Below are 11,623 nucleotides of genomic sequence, written 5' to 3'. Positions count from 1 at the left end.
CGTTATTCCCGTGGCGTTCTCCCTGTCGGTAACAGGCTTTTAATTTATTGTCATCGTGGAATCAGGATATCCTTCGCTATGGATTTTTATTTTTCCCGTTTTGAACATCGTCGTCCGCCTGAACCGCTTAAAACGCCGCGCTGGGTCATGATGACCTGGCAGGTATTAGCGGTGGCCGCACTTATTCTTGGTGCCAACTATATTTACTGGCGCTGGACGGCCTCATTAAATACCGACGCGCTCTGGTACGCCATTCCGCTGGTGCTGGCGGAAACCCTGGCCTGGATCGGCACGGTGCTGTTCACCATTAACTTGTGGAAGGAAGAGGATCCGCCGCAAACGCCCCCGCCGTCTGAGATCAACGACTGCCTGCGGCCGGAAGATGCCGAGGAGACCAGGCCGATAAAGGTCGATCTCTTTATCGCCACCTACTCCGAAGATGTGGAGCTGGTGCGGCTCTCCATCCGCGACGCCATGAAAATGGCCTACCCTGTACCGCTGGATTACAAGGTACATGTGCTGGATGATGGCCGGCGTCCGGAGATGAAAGCCGTATGCGAAGAGGAAGGCGCTAACTACATTACCCGCCAGACCAATATCGGCTTTAAGGCGGGCAACCTGCGTAACGGACTTGAGCAGACCGACGGCGATTTCCTGATCATCTGCGACGCCGATACCCGCGTTTTCCCCACGCTGCTCAGCCATACGCTGGGTTATTTCCGCGATCCGGACGTCGCCTGGGTGCAGACGCCCCAGTGGTTCTTTGACCTGCCGGAAGGGGAGAATCTGGCGCACTGGCTCGGGCGCAGGGCGGGTAAAGCGGGATACGGCCTGGGCTGGCTCGCCCAAAAATTTATCGGCCCGGTGACCCTTGGCCGGGATCCCTTTTTCAACGATCCGCGCATGTTCTACGACGTGATTTTACGCCGCCGCAACTGGGCTAATGCCGCCTTCTGCTGCGGCGCGGCCTCGGTACATCGACGCGAGGCGGTGATGCAGGCGGCGCTGCGCAGCTACGTCTGGACCGTCGAAGAGGAGATCGACCGCCATACCCGGGACATACGCGATCCGGCGATGCGCGAAACCCTGCAGGAGGCCATGCGTCCTCATGTAGCCTTCGATACAGAGCTGACCCCATATAAATTCCACGTTTCCGAGGATATTTACACCTCTATCCTGCTGCACGGCGATGCCGCGCGCCGCTGGCGCTCGGTCATGCACCCGCGCATTGAATCCAAGATGCTCTCCCCGCAGGATATGCTGACCTGGATGATCCAGCGTTTTAAATATGCCGCCGGCTCGCTGGATATTCTGTTTCACGACAATATCTTCAGCCGCCGCCGCTTTAAGCTCTCCCTGCCGCAAACGCTGATGTATGCCACCACCTTCTGGTCCTACATGGCCTGCGTATGGAATACCATTTTCCTGATCTCGCCGATTATCTATCTCTTTACCGGTATTCCCCCGGTGTCGGCCTGGTCTGAGCCCTTTTATCTCCACTTTTTGCCCTTTTTCATCGTCTCCGAGCTGGCGTTTATGTTCGGCACCTGGGGCATATCAGCCTGGGATGGCAGGGCATCGTATCTCTCGTTTTTCTCCATGAATCTGCGGGCGCTCGATACGGTGCTGCGCGGCGAGCAGATAAAATTTCACGTCACCCCCAAAGAGCGGCAGACGGGGCGTTTTCTCTACCTGGTGAAGCCGCAGATCGCTATCGTCGTGCTCACCCTGGCGGGCCTCATCTGGGGCGGAATACAGGTAGCCCGCGGCCAGGTTGACGACCCTTCCGGCTACGTCATCAATATTTTCTGGGGTGCGGTGAATATTGCCGCCATGCTGCCGCTGATTCTGGCCGCCGTCTGGACCCCGGCCGAAGAGGAGGCGAGCCAATGAGAAAACGCGATGCGCTGCTGTCGGCCCGCAGCTACCTCACTATTCTGATCGGTTTCCTGCTGGGCTTCGCCATCGTCGTCTGGGTGGAGAAACAGATGCCTTCGCGCGTGGAGAGCAGCGCGGGCATGACCCTGAGTAAAGATTTCCCACCCCTGCCCGCCACGCGTGAACTCACCTTCGATGAGGCGATCTGGGCCCGGGTAGCCTGGCAATATTATGTCAACAATACCCAGCCGAACGGCCTGGCCAACGCCCACGATGGCGAGCCCTGGTTCAGCCTGTGGAGCATCGGCAGCTATCTTTTTGCCTTGGCGGCGGCAAAACAGCTCAATATCCTGACCACCGGCGAGTTTGATGAACGCATCACCGCGGCGCTGTTTACGCTGGGGCAGCTCCCGCTAAATCCCGAAGGGCTACCCGCCGCTTATTATCATGCGGACACGCTGCAAATGCTGGGCAAGCCAGACTCCTCCGCTATCGGCATGGGCCGCCTGCTCAATGCCCTGCAAACCCTGCTGTGGCGCTATCCCCAGCACGCCGCCGCCGTGCGCGACCTCTTTAACCAGTGGAAGGTCGGAGCCCTGATCGCCAGTAATCCCGCGACCCAGGCCGCAGCGCCGCTCCACCACTGGGCACTGGCGGCGGACGAGCCCAGAAACAGCTTCGGTTATCGTCTGTATGCCAGCCATACGCTTCGGCTGATCGACAGCGCGGCGGGGCTGGCGGTGACCAACCCGCCGGAGGGGCAGCAGATGATCGATATCGACGGCATTATGGTGCCCGACGAGGGGCTACGTACCCCCTGGGGCCGACAGCCATCGCTTATCAGCCTCCCCTACCTGTTAACCGGCCTTGAGCTGGGCTTCGACGCCCAGAGCGCGGAGATCGCCTGGCGCATTATGCAGATCCAGCAGCGCCGTCACGGGCTGCGCGTGAGCAAGCCGCCCATCAGCACCGACTACGCTGAGCCCGCGCCGGACTACGTAAACGATCTGCCCGATCGCCAGCCGCTGCAAACCAGCGCCCTGCGCGATGCCACCCCGGAACAGACCGCGATCACCTCCACCCGCTCCGCCTTCGCCTGGTACGCCCTGTTCCGCAACGGCTGGAGCGAAGCGCTGCGCCAGCAGGTTCAGACGCTGCAGGTGCCCGGCAAGGGGTGGCAGCGCGGACTTAACCTGAACAGCAGCGTGAATGACGTGATTGACGCTGATACCAACGCCATCGTGCTCGAAAGCCTGGCCTATATTGCCCACGGCCAGATGCTCTGTCTGGCCTGTCTGAGTCTGACGACTTCCCCTACTTCTTCAGCAGGAGCTACGCCATGAAGCTGAAATTTCTCCTCTTTTTTCCTCTTCTGGCCGGGCTTATGGCGTGCTGGCTCACGCTTTCCGCTGCACAGGCCGCCAGCGGGCTGCCGGCCTCGGAGTACGAACCGCGCAGCGGCGAGCTAACTCCCAGGGAGATGGCTATCGCCAAAAACGCCTGGCAATATTTTGTCGCCAACTTCCAGCCCACCACCGGGCTGGTCAATGCGGTAAATAAATACCCCTCCACCACTATGTGGGACAGCGCCTCCTATATGGCCGCCATGACGGCGGCGCGGGAGCTGGGGATCATTGATAAAGCCGAGTTTGACCGCCGGATGCTGAAATTGCTCGCCACCCTGAACAAGCTGGATCTTTTCCGCAACGAGCTGCCCAACAAGGCCTACAACACCATTACCGGCCAGAAGGTGAACTACCAGAATAAACCGGGGGAGATTGGCTTCTCGGCGCTGGATATCGGCAGGATGCTGATCTGGCTAAAAGTGATCAAAGAGCGTTACCCGGAGTATGCCAACAGCATCGATAACGTGGTGCTGGGGTGGGACTTCAGCCACGTTATCGATCCTTGCGGCATGATGTACGGCGCCTACCTGGAGAACGGCCAGCCGAAATATGTGCAGGAAGGACGGCTGGGCTATGAAGAGTATGGCGCGGCAGGTTTCCAGCTCTGGGGGTTTAGCACCTGTCAGGCCAGCCGCCCGCAGCCTTACGAGCTGGCGGAGATCTACTGCGTGCTGGTGCCCTACGACTCGCGCGATCCGCGTCAAACCAGCCAGCATAACTACGTGGTGACCGAATCCTACGTGCTGTACGGCATGGAGTTTGGGTATGACAATCCGCTGGACCGGAATAACAGCCCGCGCGACTACTCCCATCCGTGGATGAAAAACTTTGCCGACCGGGTCTATCAGGCTCAGGAGAACCGCTACGCCATTACCGGGATACTGTCCGCCCGCTCCGAGCACCAGCTGGATAAGTCGCCCTACTTTGTGTATGACACCGTCTTTAGCGACGGCTTTAACTGGAACACCATCACCGACAAAGGCCAGTATGTCCCCAACACCGCCGCCGTATCCCTGAAGGCGGCGCTGGGGATGTGGGTACTCTGGAACTCGCCCTACACCGACCGCCTGCTGGACACCATTGAAAACGCCAACGAAGAGGGCAAAGGCTACTACGAGGGGCTTTACGAAAACGGCGACGGCCCGATTAAAGAGTTCACCGCCAATAACAACGGCATCATGCTGGAGGCGCTGCTGTTCAAGAAAGAGGGCAAGCTGCTGCGGTTTAATACCGACAATCCGAAAAACCGCGATTTCGCCCCTTCGCTCTGGGACAAAAAGCTGGTGGATCTTTTCGAGCCCAATAATACCCCGCGCAACCGCCCCTTCCTGAGCAGCACCCCGGCGGTTAAGAGCTGGTGTGAACAGACCGGGACCACCCAGCGCACGAAACCCGCCTGCCAGGCCTGCCAGTGCGCCGCCTGTAGTGCAGACGAGCCTGTCAAACTGCCGCCGGTGACCGCGCAATGCTTAAAACCGTAGCCCGCTGGCTGGCGGTCGCCCTCCTCCTGCTGCTTATTGCCCTCGCCCTCTTCAGCCGGGAGGGCGCAGGGTGGCGCTGGCTGACGAAGGGCGGCTGGCACACCACCGCGCGCATCGACAGCCTGACGCCGCAGGAGCAGGCGTGGGCCCGCATCGCCTGGCGCTATTTCGAAAATAACACCCAGCCGCAGACCGGGCTGGTGAACGGCAGCGACAAACAGCCGCGGGTCACCCTCTGGCAAATGGGCGACACCCTCATCGCCCTGCTCGCCGCCCGGGATCTGGGGCTGGTGCAGGAGCCTGAGTTTGACGCCCGCCTGACGCGCCTGCTCGGCACGCTTAACCGGCTGACCCTGACCGAAACCCGCACCCCGGGCAGGCTTTACTCCAGCCGGACGGCGACCCCCATCGACTTTACCGGTAAACCGGCAAAGAGCGGCTGGTCGGCAAAGGATATGGCCCGACTGATGCTGGCCCTGCGGCTTACTGCCGAACGCGCCCCCCAGTATCGCGAGTATCTGGATAAGATCATTCTGCGCTGGAACTTCTGCCGGGTGATGGATAACGAGGGGGAACTGTGGTCCGCCTCCGTTCAGAACGGCCAGCCGGTGCTGCGCGAGGAGCTGCGTCTGGGTGAGAGTGAGTACGCCGCCAGCGCGTTTCGCCTGTGGGGATTCCCGGCAGGAAAGGCGTTCACTCCCCCTTCGCGTAATGTGATCCTCTTTCAGCGCAGCCTCGCCGTAGATGCCCGGGATCCGCGCACCACCTGGCAACCCTCGCTGCTGACCACCCTCCCCGCGATGCTGCCGGGAGTGGAGTTCGGCTGGCAGCCGCCCGGCGTACCGTCCGATGTGCAAAAAGCGCTGCGCACCCGGGCAGAAGGGATATGGCTCTCTCAGAAATCGCGCTGGGAGCAGGACAAAGTGCTCACCGCGCGGGCCGATTTTTATCTCTCCCAGGCGCCCTGGCACGTTGAGGACACCGTCTGGGGAAACGGCTATGCCTGGAACACCCTGGGGGACGACGGCAAATACTACCCCCGGCTGGCGCAGGTCTCTACCAAAGCGGTCTTCCTGCTCTGGGCGCTGTGGGAAAACGACTATACCGATGCTCTGATGGCGGTCACCCGCCATCTCAACAACCCGCAGCAGGGCTGGTTTGAGGGACGTGTTGAGGCGACCGGCGATATCAACCCGACCCTGACCCTCTCCACCAACGCCATGGTGCTGGAAGCCCTCTATTACAAACACAACGCCGGGCCGCTGTTTGAAAACGGCCTTACGGATGAGAACAGCTATTTCTCCCGCCGCACGACGGATGAATTTAACCCGCCCGGCCTCTGTCTGCCCGGCGAACGGGCCACGAGGGGTGCACCATGAAGTTTTATCGCGATCTCTTTGAGGCAAGCCTGAATCGCGTCTTGCCGGAGAACGACAAAAAGCGCTTTTTTGAGGCCTTCCGGGAGACATTTATCCATATGTCTCCTGAAACGGAGCAGCACTTCGCCCGGCATCCGGAGGCGGAGGGCCAGCAGATGCTCTTTAAGAGCTTTTTCGCCATGCTGGCCGTCGATGGTGCGCTCTTCGTGCCGGACTTTCTGGAGCGGCTGGCGCGAGAGCAGAGCCATGAAGGGCTGCGCCTGCCGCCGCGGTTTTTCGCCCTCTGGCGGGAAGCGATGCTCAGAACCGTTCGCGCCTGCGATCCCCTCTGCGACGAGGAGATCCTCACCGCCTGGGCGATGGCGATCGCGCCCGGGCTGGAGTACCTGCGTCGCCAGGCGGAGCTGCACTATCAGGCGGGAGGCCAATAACCATGCAAGAGCGATCCTGTTTCGATCTTAACGCGCTGCCCATGGGTGTAATGATCTACGATCCGGCGGAGCGCCTGCTGGCCTGGAACGACCCGGTGACGCGCTTTTACCCGGTCATCACCCCCTGGCTGGCCGTCGGCGCCACCCTGGAGAGCCTGGCGGAAAAATTTATCGATGCGGGCTATAACATCGATCCTGGCCGCCGCCAGACCCTGCGCGAAGCGATTATCCGCAACTGCCGTCAGCCGAGTCATCGCGAAGTGCGGCAGTCGGGTCAGCGGCGGCTCTACGTCCAGCATCAGCGGCTGGCGGACGGCGGCATTATCAGCCTGCATACGGACATCACCGAGCTGGATGAGGCCCAGCGCTCGCGCCACCAGCTGCACGACGATTTTTTACTTACCGCGGAGTCGATCCAGATCGGCATCTGGGACTGGCAGGTCTCCCACGACAGCCTGCAGGTGAACGATACCCTGCTGGCGATGGTGGGCGAGTCGCGCACGCAGTTGCTCTATCCGCTGCGCTTTTTGCTTAACCTGGTGCACGAGGAGGATCGCGCCACCCTGCGCCAGGCGATGATCGCCTCTCGCCAGGCGCATATGCCGGTATTCGAATGCGAAATTCGCGTCCAGCACGCCGCCCGGGGCTGGCGCTGGATGTTGATTTCGGGCCAGGTGGTGACTCTCAACATGCAGCAGCAGGCCGAGCGGGTGATCGGCACCCTGCAGGATATTACCCGTCGTAAAGAGGCGGAACTGCTGGCCATAGAGGCGGCGAAGGTGGCCCGGGAGGCTAACGAGGCGAAGAGCGCCTTCCTCGCCAACATGAGCCACGAAATTCGCACCCCGATGAACGGCATTCTGGGCATGACCCAGCTCTGTCTGGACACCCCTCTTAACCCGGAGCAGCGGGAGTATCTTTCGCTGGTCATGAGTTCGGCCCAGTCGCTACTGCATATTATCAATGACATTCTCGACTTCTCCCGCATCGAGTCGGGCAAGATGTCGGTGGATGTGGAGCCGCTGGAGATCCGCCCCTTTATTCAGTCGCTGATCCGCCCCCACATGCCCGCCGCCAGCGAAAAAGGCATTGAGCTGCTGGTGGATATTGCCCCCGAGCTGCCGGAGGTGCTGGTAGCGGACGGTCCCCGGCTGCGCCAGATCCTTACCAACCTGCTGGGCAACGCCCTTAAGTTTACCCACCAGGGTGAAGTGCTGCTGGCGATAGCGCCCGCTGACGATGAAGGTCGGTGGCGTTTTCGCATCCGCGACAGCGGCATCGGCATTCCGACGGATAAGCAAAAAGCGATCTTCGAGGCCTTCAGCCAGGCCGACAGCTCCACCACCCGCCGTTACGGCGGCACCGGACTGGGGCTGACCATCTCGGCCCGGCTGGTGAGCCTGATGGGTGGGGAGCTGACGGTTGAGAGCCAGCCCGGCGTGGGGAGCGAATTTGCTTTCACCCTGCCGCTGGAGAGCCAGCAGGCCGCCGCGCCTGTGGGGCGCTTCAATGGCGAACGGGTGCTGGTGGTGGATGACAACAGCACCAACCTGCGCCTGCTTGATACCATGCTTCACCAGATGGGGCTGGCGCCAACCTGCGTTAATAACGCCGCCGAGGCGCTGCGGCGCGCAGCCGAAGAGAGGCGCTGGGCGCTGATCCTGCTGGACGCGCAAATGCCGGATATGGACGGCGTTTCGCTGGCGCTCGAACTCTCCGTGCTGCCCCAGACCGAACAAAGCCATATCATTATGCTCAGCTCCATGAGCCGCCATTTTGACGCCAACATGCTTAAGCGCATCGGCATTGCCCACTATCTGCATAAGCCCATTGCCCAGCGCGAGCTGCATCAGGTGATTGCCAGCGTGCTTGAACCTGCCCCAGTCCTGACCCCGGCCCCCGTAGCGGCGCCCGCCGTGCCGCAGGCCGGGCTGCGCATTCTGCTGGCCGAGGATAATCTGGTGAACCAGAAAGTCGCCCGGCGCCTGCTGGAGCGGCTCGGCCACCGGTGCGAAGTGGTCAATAACGGGCGCGAGGCGCTGGAGCGCTGGCGGGAACACGCCTGGGACATTCTGCTGATCGACCTGCAAATGCCGGAGATGGACGGCGAAACCGCTATCCGCCTGCTGCGGGAAGAGACGCAGGACAGGGGGGGCGCCCACCAGCCCGCCATCGCCATGACCGCCCACGCCATGCAGGGAGATAAAGAACGCTGCCTGGCGATGGGGTTCGACGGCTATATTGCCAAGCCGGTGAGCCAGGAGGCGTTGCAGCAAGAGATTGCGCGCGTCGGCCCGGAGAGTCATAACCCGCAGAGTGATAAAGGGCTGCCGGACGAAGCCCGGCTATTAAAACAGTGCGCGGACGATCCCGCTCTGGTACAGGAGCTGCTGGATCTGTTCGGCGAGGGGCTCGACGAGGCGGTAGCAACAATAGCCCGGGCGATCGACAGTGACGACCGCGAGGCTCTGGGCCGGGCGGCGCACCGGCTTCGCGGCGAAGCCGCCACCCTCGGCTTTACCGGACTGGCAGAGCGGCTCCAGCAGTTAGAGAGCCAGGCGACAACGCTGGACCCGGCCGGGCTTAAGGCGCTGCGCGGCGAGCTCTTCAACGAGGCCGGACGCGGTGCCGCCTGGCTGCACCACCGGGCGCAGGAGATAAATCATGATCCCTAAACTTATTCTGCCGCTGGTCGTCTGGCTTCCGCTGGCGCAAGCGGCGCCTGTGCCGGTCACCTGGTCGCTGGCCGGGCAGTGGCGCGTGCATGATGCCAACGACAACACTTTTAACGGGGCCAGCGCCCCTGACAGCAGCTGGCGCACGCTCCAGGTGCCCGCCAACTGGTACAGCGCCGGATACGATCATCAGGGCGCGCTCTGGTACCGTCACGAATTTACCCTGCCGGAGCGCGCGCCGGATACCATGGCTACCCTGGTGTTTGACGGCGTGGATTATTTCGCCGACGTGACGCTCAACGGCAAGGCGCTTGCCCGCCACGAAGGCTATTTCCAGCGCTTCCCGGTGGATATAAGCGACGCCCTGCGCCGCCATAACCGGCTCGCCGTTCGGGTGGAGAGCCCGTTCGAAGATCCGAAAACCATCTGGCCGCTGCACAAAACCCTGGTCAAAGGGGTGCTTAACCAGCACGACACCCGCCCCGGCGGCGCCTGGTCCGAGCACGGTCAGGATGCCAACTCCGGCGGCATCTGGGCGCCGGTGAAGCTGCACCTGAGCCGCGGCGTGACGATTGACGAGGTGATCCTGCGCCCGGACTGGCGCGAGGGGCTGCAAAACCCCATCTTGCGCGCCGAGATTCGCTACCGGGCGCTGGCGGATGGGCACGCCACCCTGCGCCTCTCCGCCGCGCCGGACAATTTCAGCGGCCCGGACTTTCAGCAGGACTTCCCGGTCACGCTCAACAGCACCGCCGGCACCCTGAACGTCTCGCTACCAATGCGCTCCGCCAGGCTCTGGTGGCCGGTGGGCGTCGGCAAGCCGAACCTCTACCGGGTGCGAGCCTCGCTGCGGGATGACCAGGGGCTGATGGATACCGCCCTCACCCGAACCGGATTACGCAAGCTGGAGGAGCAGCCGGACAATAAAGGCTGGCTCATCAACGACCGTCGGCTGTTCATCAAGGGCAGTAACTATATTGGCTCCCCCTGGCTCGGCACCATGACGCGGGCAAAATACCGCCGGGATTTCGAACTGGTGGAGGCGATGAACGCCAACGCCATTCGCGTCCACGGGCATGTGGCAGGCCGCGCGCTCTATGATGTAGCGGATGAGATGGGGCTGATGATCTGGCAGGATGTGCCACTGCAGTGGGGCTATGATGACAGCGTCGCCTTTGCCGATAATGCGGTTCGCCAGACCCGTCAGATGGTTGAGCAGTTCGGTAACTCGCCGGCCATCATCGTCTGGGGCGGGCACAACGAGCCGCCCTGGAACTCACCGTGGATGGAAAAACGCTTCCCGGACTGGAACAAAAGCTTAAACCAGTCCCTGACGAAACGGGTGGGCGACACGCTCGCGGAAGATAGCTCCCGCATCGTGCACCGTTTTTCCGCCGTGGAGGAGCACTACTGGGCGGGCTGGTACTTCGGCACGATACGCGATCTGCTGGCGCCCGCCAAAACCGGGATTATCACCGAGTTTGGCGCCCAGGCGCTGCCGAGGCTCTCCACCCTGAAAACCTTCATCCCTGAGAGCCTGATGTGGCCGAAGAGTACGGCGGCGGACGATCCCGGCTGGACGCACTGGAAGTACCATAACTTCCAGCCCTTCCAGACCTTTAAATTCGCCAATATTCCCCGGGGCAATACTATCCAGGAGATGATTGCCAATACCCAGGCGTATCAGGCGCAGCTGGTGGCGACGGCGGCGGAGAGCTATCGCCGACAGCGCTATCAGCCGGTGACGGCCCTCTTCCACTTTATGTTTGTCGAAACCTGGCCCTCGATTAACTGGGGGGTGGTGGATTACCTGCGCAAACCGAAGGCGGGTTACTACGCCCTGAAGCGCGCCTACCAACCGATCCTCCCCTCCATCGAACCCGTTACAGATGTCTGGCGTCAGGGACGCGAGGCGACGGTCCGCCTTTGGGCGATCAACGATACCTGGTCAGCCTGCGAGGAATGCCGCCTGACGTGGCAGGTGAAGCAGAGCGGAAAACGGCTTGCTGAAGGCGAGACGATCATGACCCTACCGCCCGACTCGGGGACCAGGGTAAAGGAGATTACCGTCACGCCGACCAGCGTTGAACGAGTGACCATTGAGTATCGCATTGAGAATAACGCGCGAGAAACGGTGGGCAAAAACCGGCGTGAAGAGTCTGTCGAGGCGTCGCCCGCCGGGAAGTAAAGCATAAATTTCCTGATAACCCTCTCCTCTGAGAGGGTTTACCTTCTGATATACCCTGCAATTTTACGAGACGCCTCGTAGCGTCAGCACGCGTTTCAGCACACTCTCGCCATGCTCCTTACAATGCCGACCAGTGCCAGCGCGCATTTCAGTTCACGCGTTCCCTGGCAGCAAAATAATTCTGG

At 61.6% G+C, this 11,623-nt stretch carries 7 protein-coding genes; all 7 read left to right on the top strand.

The genetic code is table 11. The annotated features are described in order from the left end of the window. The first annotated feature begins 78 nt into the window (after positions 1 to 78). The 7 genes from ACT3IC_RS19570 to ACT3IC_RS19540 are packed head-to-tail and all read left to right on the top strand — an operon-like array spanning position 79 to position 11,438. A complete protein-coding gene (locus ACT3IC_RS19570) occupies positions 79 to 1,893 on the top strand; it encodes a glycosyltransferase family 2 protein (protein WP_420193830.1) in 1,815 nt (604 codons plus the stop codon). Continuing rightward, positions 1,890 to 3,221, top strand: coding sequence for a DUF3131 domain-containing protein (locus tag ACT3IC_RS19565; RefSeq protein ID WP_473478720.1), 1,332 nt, complete (start codon positions 1,890 to 1,892; stop codon positions 3,219 to 3,221). Before ACT3IC_RS19570 ends, ACT3IC_RS19565 begins: the two co-directional genes overlap by 4 nt. Next, entirely contained in the window at positions 3,218 to 4,765 is a 1,548-nt protein-coding gene (locus ACT3IC_RS19560) for a DUF3131 domain-containing protein (RefSeq protein WP_103179794.1), read from the top strand. The genes ACT3IC_RS19565 and ACT3IC_RS19560 overlap by 4 nt, the downstream gene beginning before the upstream one ends. After that, positions 4,750 to 6,144, top strand: coding sequence for a DUF3131 domain-containing protein (locus tag ACT3IC_RS19555; protein ID WP_103179795.1), 1,395 nt, complete (start codon positions 4,750 to 4,752; stop codon positions 6,142 to 6,144). The genes ACT3IC_RS19560 and ACT3IC_RS19555 overlap by 16 nt, the downstream gene beginning before the upstream one ends. After that, positions 6,141 to 6,575 (top strand): globin family protein, encoded by a 435-nt coding sequence (locus ACT3IC_RS19550; RefSeq protein ID WP_159339396.1) that lies wholly within the window; start codon positions 6,141 to 6,143, stop codon positions 6,573 to 6,575. Before ACT3IC_RS19555 ends, ACT3IC_RS19550 begins: the two co-directional genes overlap by 4 nt. A gap of 2 nt (positions 6,576 to 6,577) precedes the next feature. Continuing rightward, complete coding sequence (locus ACT3IC_RS19545; RefSeq protein ID WP_473478717.1) at positions 6,578 to 9,250, top strand: response regulator; 2,673 nt, start codon at positions 6,578 to 6,580, stop codon at positions 9,248 to 9,250. Next, positions 9,240 to 11,438: a glycoside hydrolase family 2 protein gene (locus ACT3IC_RS19540; RefSeq protein ID WP_473478716.1), complete on the top strand. Its 2,199-nt coding sequence runs from the start codon at positions 9,240 to 9,242 to the stop codon at positions 11,436 to 11,438. The genes ACT3IC_RS19545 and ACT3IC_RS19540 overlap by 11 nt, the downstream gene beginning before the upstream one ends. Positions 11,439 to 11,623: the final 185 nt, after the last annotated feature.

The sequence above is a fragment of the Leclercia sp. GHBNCSD genome (genome assembly GCF_055805075.1).
The sequence above is the reverse complement of the archived record's forward strand: the minus strand, read 5'-3'. Positions and strand labels throughout refer to the sequence as shown.